The 16,399-nt window shown below is 73.2% G+C and carries 13 protein-coding genes; all 13 read left to right on the top strand.

Annotation, left to right across the window (positions count from 1 at the left end; translation table 11 throughout):
• Positions 1–43: 43 nt before the first annotated feature.
• On the top strand, positions 44–625 hold the full coding sequence (locus BCD48_RS35925) for a hypothetical protein (protein ID WP_071052869.1): 582 nt from the start codon (positions 44–46) through the stop codon (positions 623–625).
• A 372-nt stretch (positions 626–997) separates the two neighbouring features.
• A complete protein-coding gene (gene pdxS, locus BCD48_RS35920; RefSeq protein ID WP_071052868.1) occupies positions 998–1,942 on the top strand; it encodes a pyridoxal 5'-phosphate synthase lyase subunit PdxS in 945 nt (314 codons plus the stop codon).
• Between the two features lie 172 nt (positions 1,943–2,114).
• The gene (gene pdxT, locus BCD48_RS35915) at positions 2,115–2,720 is read left to right on the top strand and encodes a pyridoxal 5'-phosphate synthase glutaminase subunit PdxT (RefSeq protein WP_071052867.1); all 606 of its coding nucleotides are present in this window, start codon (positions 2,115–2,117) and stop codon (positions 2,718–2,720) included.
• Between the two features lie 446 nt (positions 2,721–3,166).
• The gene (locus BCD48_RS35910) at positions 3,167–3,922 is read left to right on the top strand and encodes a YebC/PmpR family DNA-binding transcriptional regulator (RefSeq protein ID WP_071052866.1); all 756 of its coding nucleotides are present in this window, start codon (positions 3,167–3,169) and stop codon (positions 3,920–3,922) included.
• Positions 3,923–4,612: 690 nt separating this feature from the next.
• Complete coding sequence (gene ruvC / locus BCD48_RS35905; RefSeq protein ID WP_071052865.1) at positions 4,613–5,173, top strand: crossover junction endodeoxyribonuclease RuvC; 561 nt, start codon at positions 4,613–4,615, stop codon at positions 5,171–5,173.
• Positions 5,170–5,790: a Holliday junction branch migration protein RuvA gene (ruvA, locus tag BCD48_RS35900; RefSeq protein ID WP_071052864.1), complete on the top strand. Its 621-nt coding sequence runs from the start codon at positions 5,170–5,172 to the stop codon at positions 5,788–5,790. The genes ruvC and ruvA overlap by 4 nt, the downstream gene beginning before the upstream one ends.
• Positions 5,791–5,896: 106 nt before the next feature.
• Positions 5,897–6,976 carry a Holliday junction branch migration DNA helicase RuvB gene (ruvB, locus tag BCD48_RS35895; protein ID WP_071052863.1) on the top strand — a complete coding sequence of 360 codons (1,080 nt, stop codon included), beginning with the start codon at positions 5,897–5,899 and terminating at the stop codon, positions 6,974–6,976.
• 197 nt (positions 6,977–7,173) lie between these two features.
• Positions 7,174–7,656, top strand: coding sequence for a preprotein translocase subunit YajC (yajC, locus tag BCD48_RS35890; RefSeq protein WP_071052862.1), 483 nt, complete (start codon positions 7,174–7,176; stop codon positions 7,654–7,656).
• Positions 7,657–7,789: 133 nt separating this feature from the next.
• Positions 7,790–9,667 carry a protein translocase subunit SecD gene (secD, locus tag BCD48_RS35885; RefSeq protein ID WP_071052861.1) on the top strand — a complete coding sequence of 626 codons (1,878 nt, stop codon included), beginning with the start codon at positions 7,790–7,792 and terminating at the stop codon, positions 9,665–9,667.
• A 1-nt stretch (position 9,668) separates the two neighbouring features.
• Positions 9,669–10,880 carry a protein translocase subunit SecF gene (secF, locus tag BCD48_RS35880; RefSeq protein ID WP_071052860.1) on the top strand — a complete coding sequence of 404 codons (1,212 nt, stop codon included), beginning with the start codon at positions 9,669–9,671 and terminating at the stop codon, positions 10,878–10,880.
• A 9-nt stretch (positions 10,881–10,889) separates the two neighbouring features.
• Positions 10,890–11,486, top strand: coding sequence for an adenine phosphoribosyltransferase (locus BCD48_RS35875; RefSeq protein WP_071052859.1), 597 nt, complete (start codon positions 10,890–10,892; stop codon positions 11,484–11,486).
• A 180-nt stretch (positions 11,487–11,666) separates the two neighbouring features.
• Positions 11,667–14,384 (top strand): RelA/SpoT family protein, encoded by a 2,718-nt coding sequence (locus BCD48_RS35870; protein WP_083419717.1) that lies wholly within the window; start codon positions 11,667–11,669, stop codon positions 14,382–14,384.
• Between the two features lie 30 nt (positions 14,385–14,414).
• A partial coding sequence (locus BCD48_RS35865) for a RelA/SpoT family protein (RefSeq protein WP_131804167.1) occupies positions 14,415–16,399 on the top strand: 1,985 nt, incomplete at its 3' end.

The following is a 16,399-nucleotide window of genomic DNA, read 5'->3' as shown; positions in this document are numbered from 1 at the left end:
CGTCCCGGGCCGGGCGGTCGCCTGGTCGTCTACGCTGCCCGGAATGACAGTCGTCGTGGCCGTGGTCGCCGTCGTGGTGGCGATCGCGACCTACCTCACCTGGATCGCCCGTCGCCTCGACCGGCTCGGCGTCCGGGTGGACGCGGCCCGGGCCGGGCTGGTCGCCCAGCTCGCCGCCCGCGCCCAGGCGGCGGTCGCACTGGCCGAAAGCCGCGGGCTCGTCTCGCTGGCAGCGGCGGCCGAGCAGGCGCTGGCCGGGCATGCGGCGCTGCGGGCCGGCGCGTCGCTGGACAACGGCGTCGAGGACACGGAGAACGAGCTCAGCCGTGCGCTGCGCGCGCCCGAGGTGGGCAGCGCCGGCCAGGGTGCCCCTGAGCTACTGCACGCCGTCGACTCGGCGGCGGCCCGGGTGGCGCTTGCCCGCCAGCTGCACAACGACGCGGTGCGCGACCTGCGGGCGCTGCGTGGCCGGCGCCTGGTGCGGATGACGCGCCTGGGCAGCCGGCGCCCGCTGCCGGCCTACTTCGAGATCGACGACGCCCTGCCGGCGCGGGGCGGGCCGCTGGGCGCCCCGCCGCCGGGCATTGGGCGCCCGACCCGGGTGGTTCCGGGCGGAGCCATATAGCGGTGGTGGCCGGAGCGGCGGAGTGGCCGGGGGCGCCAGCCGCCGGGAGTGATCAGCGGGACGTGTCGTGATGAGGGTCGGGTGCGGCGTCCGGCCGTACCATGGTGGTGGTATGTCCGCCCGGGGCGCGGTGAGGGCTGGCCGTGGCGGCCGGCCGGGGATCACCTGAGGCCGGTCGGGAAGGCCGGCCGAGGGCTGGGGCAAAGCCCCGAACCGCCTTCCAATGCCTGCCCTGTCCGGCCCCGACGCGCGGGTTCTGTGGTCCGTCGGGACGACAGGAGGCACGCGGCCGCCACGGCCGAGGGCCGACCGGCGCGGGACATGACCGGAGCACCTGACCGTGACGAGGACACCCGAGAGAGACGGATCGCCATGCCTGCCGGAGCTACGCCAGCTGGAACGCCCGCCGGAGTCCCCGCGCCCGCCGGGCCGGCGAGGCAGGCCGGCACCATGCCCGTGAAGCGCGGCATGGCCGAGATGCTCAAGGGTGGTGTGATCATGGACGTGGTCACACCTGAGCAGGCCAAGATCGCCGAGGACGCCGGGGCCGTCGCCGTGATGGCGCTCGAGCGGGTCCCCGCCGACATCCGCGCCCAGGGCGGCGTCGCCCGGATGAGCGATCCTGACATGATCCAGGGGATCGTCGAGGCCGTCTCCATCCCGGTCATGGCGAAGGCCCGGATCGGGCACTTCGTCGAGGCGCAGGTGCTGCAGGCTCTGGGCGTCGACTACGTCGACGAGTCCGAGGTGCTCACCCCGGCCGACCCGCACCACCACATCGACAAGTGGGCGTTCACGGTCCCGTTCGTCTGCGGCGCGACGAACCTGGGCGAGGCGTTGCGGCGGATCTCCGAGGGCGCCGCGATGATCCGCTCGAAGGGCGAGGCGGGCACCGGCGAGGTGTCCAACGCCGTCGTGCACATGCGCACGATCCGCGGGGAGATCGCCCGGCTGTCGACGCTGCCCGCGGACGAGCTCTACGCCGCCGCCAAGGAGCTGCGCGCGCCGCATGACCTGGTCGCGGAGGTGGCCCGGCTCGGCAAGCTGCCGGTCGTGCTGTTCACAGCCGGCGGCATCGCCACCCCGGCGGACGCGGCACTGATGATGCAGCTCGGCGCCGACGGCGTGTTCGTCGGCTCCGGCATCTTCAAGTCCGGCGACCCGGCCAAGCGGGCGCGGGCGATCGTCGAGGCGACGACGATGTACAACGACCCCGGTGTGATCGCCAAGGTCTCCCGCGGTCTCGGCGAGGCCATGGTCGGCATCAACGTGGGCGAGCTGCCCGCGGCGGCCCGCTACGCCGACCGCGGGTGGTGAGCTCGGCGGCGAGGCGGACACCCCTGTTCGCTGCCCTTCGGGCAGCTTCCCCAGTGCCCGCGATGTCGACCCGGGGGGACACCTCCCCCGGAGATCCGCTGCCGCGGATCCTCGGGGGGTCCGGGGCCCCGGGCCTCCCGATGCCGCGCTTCGCGCGGCCAGAGAGGCGGACGTGACTTCGACCAATGCCCGCATCGGGGTGCTGGCGCTGCAGGGGGACGTGCGGGAGCATGCCCGGGCGCTGGCGGCGGCCGGGGCGGAGGCGGTCGAGGTGCGCCGGCCCGAGGAGCTCGCCGCCGTCGACGGGCTCGTCCTGCCGGGCGGGGAGTCGACGGCGATCGGGCGGCTGCTGCGGATCTTCGGGCTGCTCGAGCCGCTGCGCGCCGCGGTCGGCGACGGCCTGCCGGTGTACGGCTCATGCGCCGGGATGATCCTGCTCGCTCAGGACGTGCTCGACGGCCGCCCGGACCAGCCGCTGATCGGCGGGCTCGACGTCGTCGTGCGGCGCAACGCCTTCGGCCGGCAGGTCGACTCGTTCGAGGCCGACCTGGAGGTCGAGGGCCTGACCGGCCCGCCGCTGCACGCCGTGTTCATCCGCGCGCCATGGGTGGAGAAGGCCGGAGATGGGGTGACGATCCTCGCCAGAGTCGGGGAACACCCTGTGGCGGTCCGGCAGGGCCACCTGCTGGCGACGTCGTTCCACCCGGAGCTGACGGGGGACATTCGGATGCACGAGCTGTTCGTCGACCTGGTGGCCCGCCGGCCCGCGCGGGGCTGACGGCGCCCGGCGCTGGGCCGTCCCCTGGCCCGCGGTGGCCCGTCGTGGCCCGCGGGATGGCGGGCGGCCGGCACGGTTTCACCCAGCCCGCGGTGGGTGAGGCGCCCCGGCCGGCTCCCAGGACGCCGGCGACGGCGCTCCGCGGGCCGTTCCCGGTCGTCGAGCTTCGCTCGACCCGAGGGGCTGGGCGACCCGAGGTCGTTGCAAAGATGGTAGGAGGAAACACTACGTTCACCCGGCCGGCCGGCATTGGTGCCCGCCCGGCCTGACAGCCAGAACTTGGCCTCAGGTGCGCGAGGCTCCGCCATTCTCGCGCACCCACCAGCCTTGTGCGATCATGAAGTTTCCCGTGCCGGGAACGGCCGGGCCGACGGACTGGCCGAAGGAGGCGCGACCGTGCTGCATCGTCGCGTCGCTGGAGGCGTTGGGTCAACAGAGGGGCAGGCATGAGCGGTCACTCCAAGTGGGCGACCACGAAGCACAAGAAGGCGGTCATCGACGCCCGTCGTGGCAAGCTGTTCGCCAAGCTGATCAAGACGATCGAGGTGGCCGCGAAGACCGGCGGCGGAGACCCGGCCGGTAACCCCACCCTCGCCGACGCGATCGCGAAGGCGAAGTCGCAGTCGGTGCCGAACGACAACATCGAGCGCGCGGTCAAACGCGGCTCCGGCGAGCTGGCTGGCGGCGTGACCTACGAGTCGATCACCTACGAGGCGTACGGCCCGAGCGGGGTCGCGGTGATGGTCGAGTGCCTCACCGACAACCGCAACCGTGCCGCCTCCGACGTCCGGGTGGCCGTCACCCGCAACGGCGGCACGATCGCCGACCCGGGTTCGGTCGCCTACCTGTTCAACCGCAAGGGCGTCGTGCTGGTCACCAAGACCGCGGGGCTGACCGAGGACGACGTGCTGCTGGCGGTCCTCGACGCCGGCGCCGACGAGGTCAACGATCTCGGTGAGGCCTTCGAGGTGGTCGCCGAGGCCACCGACCTGCACACGGTGCGGGTCGCGGCGACGGACGCGGGCCTGACGGTGGACTCCGCCGAGATCTCCTGGCTCCCGAGCGTCAGCGTGCCGCTGGAGGCCGAGCCCGCCCGCAAGGTGCTCAAGATCGTCGATGCCCTTGAGGACCTCGACGACGTCCAGTCCGTCTGGTTCAACGCCGACATCTCCGACGAGGTCATGGAGCTCGTCGCGGGTTAGGTAGCGGGGGCGGGGTTGACTGGAGAAAGCCTTGACCAGTGTCGGGCGGGGTCGGGGCAGAAGGTTGTTTGCTGGTTCGCTCCGTCCGGGCGGCGCGCTCCGGCCCCTTACTCGCTTCGCTCCCAAGGGACCTCCGCGCGCCGTCCTCCTGCGCTCACGTGCGCTCCGGCGACCTCCGCTGCGGCCCAACCACGTCGCTTCGCTCGTGGCCGGGCCTCCGCGGAGGCACGCCTCCGCGCCAGCGTGGATGCGTCGCACTTGAACGTCACCAGTCCGAAGCGGCACCCACGCGGCGCCCCACTTCGCTTCGCTCGTAGGGACTTCCCCGGAGGCACGACCACGAGCGAAGCGACGTGGCCCCGCCCGGTGTGCGGCTTTGGCTTGGTGACGTGCGACGGGACGCAACCGCGCTGGGCGCGGAGGCGCACCTCGCGGAGGCCCTCCTACGAGCGAAGCGACGTAGGGGGGCCGCAGCGAGGTCGCCGTAGCGCACGTTCGCGGAGGAGGACACGGCGCGGAGGTCCCTTGGGAGCGAAGCGAGTAAGGGGCCGTAGCGCCGTGCCCGCACGGAGCGAACCAGAGACACAGCTTCCGCGTGTCGGCGATGTCCGGATGCGTCGGGCGCCTAGGATCCGAACAGGCGTTCGCTGTCCTGGCGATCGGGCTCCTGTCCTGGTGGAGGTTTGGCGCGTGCGGGTGCTGGGCGTCGATCCGGGGCTGACGAGGTGTGGGCTTGGGGTTGTGGACGGTGGGGGTGCGGGGCGGCGGGCGACGCTTGTGGATGTGGGGGTCGCCCGGACGCCGGCCGATGAGGACGTGGCGATCCGGCTCCGGGACATCTCGCTGGAGATCGAGTCCTGGCTGGACCGGCACCGCCCGGACGCGGTCGCGGTGGAGCGGGTGTTCAGCCAGGCCAACGTGCGCACTGTGATGGGCACCGCGCAGGTCGGCGCGGTCGCGATCGTGCTCGCGGCGCGGCGCGGCCTGCCGGTCGCCCTGTACACCCCGAGCGAGGTCAAGGCCGCCGTCACCGGCAGCGGCCGGGCGGACAAGAGCCAGGTGACCTTCATGATCACGAAGCTGCTCGACCTCGCGGCGCCGCCCAGGCCGGCGGACGCCGCCGACGCGCTCGCGCTCGCGCTGTGCCATGTCTGGCGCGGGCCCGCGCTCGCCCGGGTGCGTGCCGCGGCGGCCGGCGTGAACGCCGCCCGAGCCGGCGCCGCGCCGCGGCCGGCCGGGGGACCGGCGTGATCGCGTCGGTCGCCGGCACGGTGCTGTCGGTGTCGCCGACCGCGGCCGTGGTCGAGGTCGGCGGGGTGGGGCTCCTGGTGCAGTGCACCCCGGCGACGCTGGCCGGGCTCGCGGCCGGCGAGCCGGCGCGGCTCGCGACCACGCTGGTGGTCCGCGAGACCGAGCTGACGCTGTACGGGTTCGCGGACGCGGACGAGCGGGAGGTGTTCGAGATTCTGCAGGCCGCCGGCGGAGTCGGCCCGAAGCTCGCGCAGGCCGTCCTCGGGGTGCTGGCGCCGGACGACGTGCGCCGCGCCGTCGCCGAGGAGGACCTGGCGGTGCTGACGAAGGTGCCTGGCATCGGCCGCAAGGGCGCCCAGCGGATCGTGCTGGATCTCAAGGGCAAGCTCGGCCCGCCGGCGGGTGGCGCGACGCCGCGCGCCGGCCTCGGCGCCAGCGCCTCGGGACGGATCATGCCCACGCCGCGGACCGCGGCCGAGCAGGTGACGGATGCGCTGGTCGGCCTCGGGTACTCGACCCGCGAGGCGGCGGACGCCGTGGAGGCGACGGGCGACGGCGCCGAGGGCGACGTCTCCGCCCTGCTGCGCTCCGCGCTCGCCGTCCTGCGGCCGCGGTAGGCGGCTCCTCGTGGACCATCATCGCGCGCGTAGGGGCCGGCTACCGGGTCCGCGTGACGCGGACCCGGTAGCCGGGCGGTAGGGAGTGGACGGGACAGTGGGGGGCATGGGAGGCGAGGAAGGGCTCGTCACGGCCGCTGCCGACGCCGAGGAGCGCGCGTTCGAGGCGGGGCTGCGGCCGAGGACGCTGGCGGAGTTCGTCGGGCAGCGCAAGGCGCGGGAACAGCTGTCGATCATGCTGGCTGGCGCGCGCGGCCGGGGGCGCCCGCCGGACCACGTGCTGTTCTCCGGGCCGCCCGGCCTCGGCAAGACCAGCCTCGCGATGATCATCGCGCAGGAGATGGCGGTACCGCTGCGGCTCACCAGCGGCCCGGCGATAGAGCGGGCCGGTGACCTGGTCGCCGTCCTCACCGCGCTCGCGCCCGGCGAGGTGCTCTTCATCGACGAGATCCACCGGATCGCCCGCCCGGCCGAGGAGCTCCTTTACTCCGCGATGGAGGACTTCCGCGTCGACGTGGTGCTCGGCAAGGGCCCCGGCGCGACCGCGATCCCGCTCGACGTCGCCCCGTTCACCCTGGTCGGGGCCACCACTCGGGCGGGCCTGCTGACCGGGCCGCTGCGCGACCGCTTCGGGTTCACCGCCCACCTCGACTTCTACGACACCGACGAACTGACCGCCGTGCTCACCCGCTCTGCCCGGCTGCTCGGGGTGGAACTCCGGCCGGAAGGGGCGGTCGAAGTGGCTGGGCGTTCCCGCGGCACCCCCCGGATCGCCAACCGGTTGCTGCGCCGGGTCCGCGACTACGCCGAGGTGCGCGTCGACGGGATCATCACTCTGGAGGTCGCGAGGGCGGCGTTGCGGGTGTACGACGTCGACCCGCTCGGGCTCGACCGGCTCGACCGGGCGGTGCTCACCGCGCTGGTGAAGCGGTTCGGCGGCGGCCCCGTCGGGCTTACCACGCTCGCGGTGTCCGTGGGTGAGGAGCCGGACACGGTGGAGGACGTGGCCGAGCCGTTCCTGCTGCGCGCCGGCCTGCTCGCCAGGACAGCCCGCGGCCGCGTCGCCACCCCGGCCGCCTTCACCCACCTCGGCTACGACCCTCCGGCCGACCCACTGGGACGCTCCCAGACCATTCCCGCCCCGCTGTTCGAACCCGGGTTCGCGACCGAGGCCGACACCAACTGAGTCATCCCACCGGCCCAACCATCAACCACGGCGTTCCCTCCACCGCCCTGGCGCCCTGGCCGCTGGCCGCCCGACGCGGGGCGAGCGCCTCCAGCGTCTCGCCCCGAAAGGCCGCCGCCGGGCCGGGCGCTCCGCGCTCCGCCCCGCGACAGCCGTACGATCGCCGCGACACCTAGGAGGAGCAGGACGTGCACGTAATGGCAACCGCCGCGATCGCGGCCGGCGACATCGCAGCCGACGACAAGGGCGGTGGCGGAGCCGGCAGCTGGCTGCTGCCGATTCTGATCATTCTGGTTGGGGTGTACTTCTTCACCATCCAACGCCGGCGATCGCGGGCGAACCAGCAGGAGCAGTCGAAGCTCGGCCCGGGCAGCCTCATCATTACCCGCGGCGGGCTCTACGGGACGGTCGTCGAGGTCGACGGCCAGGACGTGCTCCTGGAGATCGCGCCGGATGTCGTGTGCCGGTTCAGCCGGGGCGCGATCGGCCGGATCGTGAGCACGCCGACGACCGGTGCCGACGAGGACACGGCCCAGACGCCGGATGACGAGGCGCCGAGCGCCGACGCCTCGCCGGCCGGAACGCCCACGGACGAGGCGTCCGCGCCGTCGGGCGAGCCGACGAGCGAGGAGCGCCCCGCGCCCGGCGACGCGGGCAAGTCGCCGAGGAAGGAACTGTAGGCGTCCCCGTGTCGTAAGAAGAACGACGCATCGGGCGCGGGCTGGGCGGCTAACGTCCTCATCCCGTCGCCCGTCGGATACGTTTGGCTCCGGCCGGGATCATCATTGACCCGGCGGGCAGAAGGGAAATCCGTTGGCACGTCGGTCGACGCGGTCGCGCGAGACACGGCCGTTCTGGCTCCGGCTGGGTCTTCTCGCCGGTGTGCTCGCGGTGCTGTACGGGATCATGGCCCTGACCGGGACGCTCACGCCCCGCCTCGGCCTGGACCTGCAGGGCGGGACGAGCGTCATTCTCACGCCGAAGTCGACGCAGGCGGGCCAGAAGGTCAACAGCGGCGCCGTCGACAAGGCGATCGACATCATCCGCCAGCGAGTCGACGGCCTCGGTGTCGCCGAGTCCGAGGTCAAGCGCAGTGGCAACCAGATCGAGATCTCGGTGCCCGGCCGCGGCCGCTCCGACGTCGTCAACCTCGTAGGCCAGACCGCCGAGCTCCGGTTCCGCGAGGTCTTCACCTCCGGTGCCGCGGCACCCGCGCCCAGCCCGACGGCCACCCCGACCGCCGGCGCGACCGCCTCCGCCTCGGCGTCGCCGTCGGCGGGCTCCACGCTGGCCCCGGCGAGCGGGCAGCCGACCGCCGGCGCCTCCGCGTCGCCGACGTCATCCGCGAGCCCCGCCGCCGCCTCGTCGCCCACCGCGACCACGCCACCCACGCCCACCGCGACACCATCCGCGAACGCCGCCGCCACCCCGTCCGCGACACCGGCGCCGTCGGCGAGCGCCAGCGCGGCGGCCGACCCCAACACGCCGCCCGCCGCCGTCCAGAAGAAGTACGACGCGCTGACCTGCGCCCCGGCGGAGCTGCGCGCCTCCGGCGCCGCCACCGACGCGCCCGGGGACTGGACCGCCGCGTGCGACCGGGACGGCGTCGTGAAGTACCTGCTCAAGCCGGCGAAGGTGATCGGCACCGACGTGAAGACCGCGTCGGCGGGCCTGCTGTCGAGCGGCGGCACGACCAACGTCTCGACCGGTGAGTGGGTCGTCAACGTCGACTTCACCGGCTCGGGCCAGAACAAGTTCACCAAGCTGACCGAGGAAACCCGCGGCAAGCAGGTGGCGATCGTGCTTGACGGCGTCGTCCAGTCGGCGCCGACGACCAACGAGCGCATCCCCGGCTCGGCCCAGATCTCCGGCACGTTCACCCAGTCCGACGCCGAGGACCTGGCCAACGTGCTGAAGTACGGCGCGCTGCCGCTGGCGTTCGAGAAGTCGCAGGCGGAGTCGATCTCACCGACACTCGGTCGTCACGAGCTCAAGGGCGGCCTGCTGGCGCTTGGGATCGGCCTCGGACTGGTCATCCTCTACTCGTTCTTCTACTACCGGCTGCTCGGCATCGTCGTGATCAGCTCGCTCGCGGTCAGCGGCGTGCTGATCTACGCCGCGGTGACGCTGCTCGGCGAGGCGATCGGGTTCACGCTCACGCTCGCCGGCATCGCCGGCCTGATCCTCTCGGTCGGCGTGACGGCGGACTCCTTCGTCGTCTACTTCGAACGCATCAAGGACGAGGTCGCCCAGGGCCGGACCACGCGGGCGGCGGTCGAGCGCGCCTGGCCGGCCGCGCGGCGCACGATCCTGTCGGCGGACACGGTCTCGTTCCTCGCCGCCGCCGTGCTCTACATCGTCTCCATCGGGTCGGTACGCGGCTTCGCCTTCACCCTGGGGCTCTCGACGCTGTCCGACGTGGTCATCGTGTTCGTCTTCACCAGGCCGCTGGTGACCCTGCTGGTCCGCCGCAGGCTGTTCACCTCGCCGAAGTGGTCGGGCCTCAGCTCGTCGAAACGCGCGGCCCCCGACGGCGCGGAGCGGCCGCGGCTCTCGCGCCGGGTCGGCGCCGTACCGGCCGCCGGGGCGCCAGCCGGCAACACCACGCCCCAGGGAGCGCCAGCCGGGGTGCCGCCCGGCCAACGGCCGGGGGCGCGTGCCGCCAGACCCGGACAGAAGCGGGAGTCCTGAGATGTCGGCGATCACCCGGTTCTACCGCGGCGAGTTCTGGTTCGACTTCATCGGCCGGCGCAAGATCTGGTATCTGTTCTCGGGCATCCTGCTGGCGATCTGCATCATCAGCATGATCGTGCGCGGCTTCTCGCTGGGCATCGACTTCTCTGGCGGCGCCGTCTTCCAGTTCCCGGCGAACGGCCACTCGGTCGAGGACGCCCGCGGCACGCTGAGCTCGGCCGGGGTGAACCCGAACGACGCGGTCATCCAGCAGCTGGAGACCAGCAAGCAGCTGCGGGTCCAGACCCCGGTGCTCACCGACGCCCAGACCGACGCGGTCACCAAGCAGGTGACGGAGGACTTCGGGGCGAAGGACACCGACATCGCGGTGTCGACGGTCGGCGCCTCCTGGGGATCCACCATCACGAACAAGGCCATCGAGGGTCTTGTGATCTTCCTCGTGCTGGTGATGGCCTACCTGACGTTCCGGTTCGAGTGGAAGATGGCGGCCGCCGCGATGGTGGCGCTGATCCACGACCTTGTGGTCACGCTCGGCATCTACTCGCTCGTCGGGTTCGAGGTGACGCCGTCCACGATCATCGCGCTGCTGGCCATCCTCGGTTTCTCCCTGTACGACACGGTTGTCGTCTTCGACCGCATACGGGAGAACACCGCGGGGATCGCGACGTCCAGCCGGCGTACCTACGCCGAGGCGACCAACGACTCGCTCAACGAGACCCTGATCCGCTCGCTGAACACCTCGTTCATCGCGCTGATCCCGGTCGGCTCGCTGCTGTTCGTCGGCGCAGGCCTGCTCGGTGCCGGCACGCTGCAGGACCTCGCGCTCGCCCAGTTCGTCGGTATCGCCTCGGGCACCTACTCGTCGCTGTTCCTCGCCTCCCCGCTGCTGGTGGACTTCAAGCAGCGTGAGCCCGCGGTCCAGGCCCTGCAGGCGCGGGTGCTGCGGGCGCGGGCGAGCGCCGCGCGCACGGGCGCGGCGGCCGACGCCACGGCGCCGGGCAGGAGCACGGGCACGGCACCGCGCGTCCCGCGCCTGGCTGGGGCGGCCGGCGAGGTGGACGCCGGCGTGGCCGACGTCGGTGAGGAACGGGAACCGGCCTCGGCGGGGGTGCCGCGCCGGCCGGGCGCCCGCCCTGGGCAGCCGGCCGGGCGCGGACGCGCCGCGCCGCGCCGCGGGGGCGGACGCCCCGGCGGGAAGCGGCGGCGGTAGGAAGGCGCCATGACGAGCATCGAGACTCCCTCCACGGGTCGCGTGGCGCCCGAGTCGGCCGCGGCGGCCGACGCAGGCCTCGAGGAGGCCGCGGCGGCGCTGCGCGCCCATGTGCGCGATGTCCAGGACTTCCCCCAGCCGGGCGTGGTGTTCAAGGACATCACTCCACTGCTGGCGACCCCGGCCGCCTTCGGGGCGGTGCTCGACGCGCTCGCCGGCACGGCCAGGCGGCTTGGCGCGACCGTGGTCGCCGGCATCGAGGCCCGCGGCTTCCTGCTGGCGGCGCCGGTCGCCGACCGGATCGGCGCGGGGATCGTCCCGATCCGCAAGCAGGGCAAGCTGCCCGGCCCCACGGTCACCGAGTCGTACGCGCTGGAGTACGGCACGGCCGTCCTGGAGATGCACGCCGACGCCGTCGGCGCCGGCGACCGGGTGCTCATCATCGACGACGTCCTCGCCACCGGCGGCACGGCCGCCGCGGCCGCCAACCTGCTGCGCCACAGCGGTGCCGAGGTGCTCGGCCTCGCCGTGCTCATGGAGCTCACGTTCCTGGCCGGCCGGCGCCAGATCCCGTCACTGGAAGTAACCACCCTCCTGGCAATCTAGGTCCCTGGCTCCCGCCGGGCGAGGGCATCCGCCGCCGCGCGGGGCCCTGCCCGACCTGCCCGCTCGATCGTCATCAGGGCACGACCTCGGGGCTTCAGCGTCGGCTTGGTTGGGTTGCGGAAGGCCCGCGGCTAACCCAGCGTTAGTCTCGAAGTCAGACTTTCCGGCAGGAGCGGCCCAGTGCCCGACGCAATCCCGGTGATAACCGGCGGCGGACAGCTCCCGGCGCTCGGGCCCACGACGGGCCCGTCGCCGGAGCGGCGCCGTGGGCTGCCCAGAACCGGGGCCCAGAGCGGCGGCGTGCGTGCGGCCGGCGAAGAGGCGGGCGCTGCCGCTTCGCCGGCGGAGGCCGACCGGCCCGCCACGGAGACCGAGGCCGCCAGGAACGGCGTCCCGGCCACCGGCTCCGCCGCGGCCTCCGGCCCGGCTGGCGCCGGCGGTGGCGCTGCTGGCAGCGCTGCCAGCGGTAACGCTGCCAGCGGTAACGGTGGCCCCGCTTCAGGCGCGTCGGTCGTGGCGGTCGGCGGGGGTGTCCTGGCCGGCGGCCCGGTGCCGGACGAGCTGCCAGAGGACGGTGCCCCGGTGCAGCCCCGGCTGGGCCACGAGTCGCCGCCCCTGCCGCGGCGGCTGCGCAGCCGGCTCTCACGCCTGTCCCCGCATCGCGAGACCCCGCCGTCCGCGCTGGACCCGGTGCTGCGCGGCCTGCTCACCAACCACCCGAAGGCGGACATCGGGCCGGTCCAGCTGGCCTTCCAGGTGGCCGACGCGGCGCATGCCGGGCAGGTGCGCGCCTCCGGCCATCCCTACATCACCCACCCGATCGCGGTCGCGAGCATCCTCGCGGACCTGGGCATGGACGTCCCGACGCTGTGCGCCGCGCTGCTGCACGACACCCTCGAGGAGACGACCCTCACCGGCGACGCGATCCGGGAGCAGTTCGGCGACCAGGTCGCGCTGATCGTCGACGCGGTCAGCCGGCTGCAGAAGGTCAACGCCGGCGAGATGGCGCAGGCGGAGATGATCCGCCGGATGGTGATCGCGATGGCACGCGACCCGCGGGCCCTCGTCGTCAAGCTCTCCGACCGGCTGCACAACATGCGCACGCTGCGGTTCCTGCCCGAGCACCGGCAGGAGCGCAAGGCCCGCCAGACGCTGGAGGTCTACGCGCCGCTCGCGCACCGGCTCGGGATGAACTCCCTGAAGTGGGAGCTGGAGGACCTCTCCTTCGCCGCCCTGTACCCGAAGCGTTACGACGAGATCGTCCGACTGGTCGCCGACCGTGCGCCCAGCCGGGACGTCTACCTCGCCGACGTCACCGCGGGGGTGCAGTCCTACCTGTCGGAGGCGGGGATCCCCTCGGTGGTCGTCGGCCGGCCCAAGCACTACTACTCGATCTACCAGAAGATGGTCGTGCGCGGCCGGTCCTTCGACGACATCTACGACCTGGTCGGCATCCGGGTGCTCGTCGACTCGGTTCGCGACTGCTACGCCGCACTCGGCACCGTCCACGCGAACTGGAAGCCGATCCCGGGCCGGTTCAAGGACTACATCGCGATGCCGAAGTACAACATGTACCAGTCGCTGCACACGACGGTGATCGGCCCGGAGGGCAAGCCTGTCGAGCTGCAGATCCGTACGCACGGGATGCACAACCGGGCCGAGTACGGCATCGCGGCGCACTGGAAGTACAAGGAGGAGGGCCGGGCCGCCAGCCGCCGCCGCGGTGGCGACGAGCCGGACCTGGCCAGGAGCCGCCGCCGCGGCGACGACCCGGACCTGGCCAGCTGGCTGCGCCAGATTCTCGACTGGCAGCGCGAGTCCGCCGACCCCGGCGAGTTCCTCGACAGCCTTCGCTTCGAGGCGCCGGCAGACGAGGTCTTCGTGTTCACCCCGAAGGGTGACGTCATCCCGCTGCCGGCCGGCTCCACCCCGATCGACTTCGCCTACGCGGTCCACACCGACGTCGGCAACCAGTGCGTCGGCGCGCGGATCAACGGCCGGATCGTCACGCTGGACACCGAGCTCGACAACGGCGACACCGTCGAGGTCTTCACCTCCCGGGCGCAGGGCGCCGGGCCCAGCGAGGACTGGCTGACGTTCGTCCGCTCGTCGCGGGCCCGTTCCAAGATCCGCCAGTGGCACGCGCGTGAGCGTCGTGAGGACGCGGTGGTCGCGGGCCGCGACGCGATCGCCAGGTCGCTGCGCCGCCACAACCTGCCACTGACCAGGCTGATGACCGGCGAGGGCCTGCTCAGCCTGGCCAAGGACCTGCGTTACGCCGACGTGAGCGCGCTCTACGCGGCGGTCGGTGAGAACAACATCAGCGCGCAGGCTGTGGTGAACCGGCTGCTTACCGCGATGGGCAGCCCGGAGGCGACCGAGGAGGACGTCGCCGACACCGCGCTGCCGATCCGCCCGCTGCGCCGCTCCCCCGGCGACCCGGGGGTGCTGGTCTCCGGGGCGTCCGACATCTGGGTGAAGCTCGCCCGGTGCTGCACCCCGATGCCGGGCGACGAGATCACCGGCCTGGTCACCCGGGGGCGCGGTGTGTCGGTGCACCGGACCGACTGCGCCAACGTCGGCGACCCGGCGAGCCCGGCGGCGGACCGGCGGGTGGCTGTCGAATGGGCCCCATCTAGCGGCTCGGTCTTCCTGGTGGTGATACAGGTGGAGGCGATGGACCGCGCGAAGCTGCTCTCCGACGTCACCAGGGTGCTGTCGCACCATCACGTCAACATCCTGTCGGCGTCGGTCACCACGAACCGTGAGAACGTGGCGATCAGCCGGTTCACCTTCGAGATGGGGGACGCGAAGCACCTGGGACAGGTGCTCGCCGCGGTGCGCCGGATCGAGGGCGTCTACGACTGTTTCCGGGTCACATCTGGCGTACAGGCGTAGGCCTGCGGCGCCGCAGAGGAGGGCGGGGGGATGGACGCTGGGGCGCGGGCGGCACTGCCGGCCGGGGGAAGTCTGTCGCCGGGTGTGGCGACACCGTTCGGCGACGACGCGCGCCCGCTGCTGGCCGCCCGCCAGGCCAGCCACCGGCTCGCGCACCTGGCCCGCCGGGTGGCCGCCGGCCGCGGTGGGCAGATCCCGCCGGAGCTGCGCGGCATCGTGGAAGCGCATCGCGACTTCCATCCCAAGGCCGAGATCGGCGCGATCGTGCGCGCGTACGAGGCCGCCGAGCTCTACCACCGCGGCCAGATGCGCCGCAGCGGAGACCCGTACATCATTCACCCGCTGGCCGTCGCCGAGATCCTCGCCGACCTCGGCGTGGACACGACGACCCTGGTCGCCTCCCTGCTCCACGACACCGTCGAGGACACCAGGGCGACCCTGGAGCTGCTTACCGAGGAGTTCGACAGCGAGGTGGCCAACCTCGTCGACGGGGTCACCAAGCTGGACAAGATGCGCTTCGGCGAAGCGGCCGAGGCCGAGACGTTGCGCAAGCTGATCGTGGCGCTGGCCAGGGACTACCGCGTCCTGCTGATCAAGATCGCCGACCGGCTGCACAACATGCGGACGCTGGGCTTCATGTCGCCGCCGAAACAGGCCAAGATCTCCCGCGTCACGCTGGAGATCCTCGCCCCGCTCGCGCACCGGCTCGGCGTCAGTGTGATCAAGCGCGAGCTGGAGGACCGGGCGTTCGAGGTGCTCGACCCGGACGGGCACCGGCGCACGAAGGTGCTCGTCGACGACTTCGTCGCGGCCGAGCGGGAGGGCGGGCAGCTCACTGCCGTCGTCAGCCGGCTGCGCTCCGGCCTCGGCGAGGCGAAGATCGTCGGTGAGGTGTCCGTGCGCACCAGCCACCTGTTCTCGATCCACAAGCGCGCCCAGGAGCGCGGCCGCCCGCCCCGGGACTTCTACGACATCGTCCGGGTGCTGGTGCTCGTCGAGGACGTCCGCGACTGCTACGCCGCGCTCGGGGTGATCCACGGGCTGTGGCGGCCGGTTCCGGGCCGGCTGCGCGACTTCGTCGCCACGCCGAAGTTCAACATGTACCAGTCGCTGCACACGACGGTCACCGACGCGACCGGCCGGGCGGTCGACATCCAGATCCGTACCCGGCAGATGCACGTCCTCGCCGAGACCGGCATCGTCGCCCGCCCCGTCGGCGCCGGCGCGGACGGCGCCCGGCTGGAGGGGCTGGCCTGGCTGCACAGCCTCCTCGACTGGCAGGACGAGGCGAAGGACCCGGGGGAGTTCCTCGAGTCGCTGTCGAGCGACCTGGACGCCGACGAGGTGCTCGCGTTCACCCCCAAGGGGAAGGCGATCGCGCTGCCGGCCCGGTCGTCGCCCGTGGACGTGGCCTACGCGGTGCACACCGACATCGGCCACCGGGCTATCGGCGCCCGGGTGAACGGCCGGCTGGTGCCGCTGCACACCCGGCTGCGCAACGGCGACGTCGTCGAGATCCTCACGTCGAACCTGCCGCACGCCGGGCCCAGCGAGGACTGGCTGTCGTTCGTCCGGACCGCGCGCGCCCGGGTGCGGATCCGGCGCCGCCTCGCACGCGGCCGCCGCGACGCCGCCGAGACCCAGGGCACCCAACTGCCGGTGCCGGCGACGGGCACCTCGCCGGCGGTCACCTCGCCGTCGGCGCTGGAAGTGGGCACTCCGCCGGACGCGACCGCTGCCGCGTCGAAGGCCGCGCGGACCGCCGCGTTGGCGGGTGGGGCGGCGGGCGCCCCTGCCGCCCCCGCCGCCGAGCCGACGGCCGGGGCCAGCCCCGACGTGCCGAGCCAGTCGGCCACCGCCGCGACCCCCACCGCCGCCGGGGCTGCGGCCGTCGCGGGGGCTGCTGACGCCGCTGGGCCCACCGGTACCGCCGCCGCCGCGGGGACTGACGCCGTTGGTGGGACCGCCACCACGGCCGGGCCCGCCGCGATCCCGCCCACTGCCACGGTGGGCGC

Origin of the sequence: Pseudofrankia coriaricola, from assembly GCF_001854805.1 — a bacterium.
Lineage (GTDB): Bacteria > Actinomycetota > Actinomycetes > Frankiales > Frankiaceae > Pseudofrankia.
The sequence above is the reverse complement of the archived record's forward strand: the minus strand, read 5'-3'. Positions and strand labels throughout refer to the sequence as shown.

Coding starts and splice junctions, on each gene's coding strand:
- BCD48_RS35925 (WP_071052869.1), top strand. CDS start 44: ATGACAGTCGTCGTGGCCGTGGTCGCCGTCGTGGTGGCGATCGCGACC.
- pdxS (WP_071052868.1), top strand. CDS start 998: ATGCCTGCCGGAGCTACGCCAGCTGGAACGCCCGCCGGAGTCCCCGCG.
- secF (WP_071052860.1), top strand. CDS start 9,669: ATGTCGGCGATCACCCGGTTCTACCGCGGCGAGTTCTGGTTCGACTTC.
- BCD48_RS35875 (WP_071052859.1), top strand. CDS start 10,890: ATGACGAGCATCGAGACTCCCTCCACGGGTCGCGTGGCGCCCGAGTCG.
- yajC (WP_071052862.1), top strand. CDS start 7,174: ATGGCAACCGCCGCGATCGCGGCCGGCGACATCGCAGCCGACGACAAG.
- ruvB (WP_071052863.1), top strand. CDS start 5,897: ATGGGAGGCGAGGAAGGGCTCGTCACGGCCGCTGCCGACGCCGAGGAG.
- BCD48_RS35910 (WP_071052866.1), top strand. CDS start 3,167: ATGAGCGGTCACTCCAAGTGGGCGACCACGAAGCACAAGAAGGCGGTC.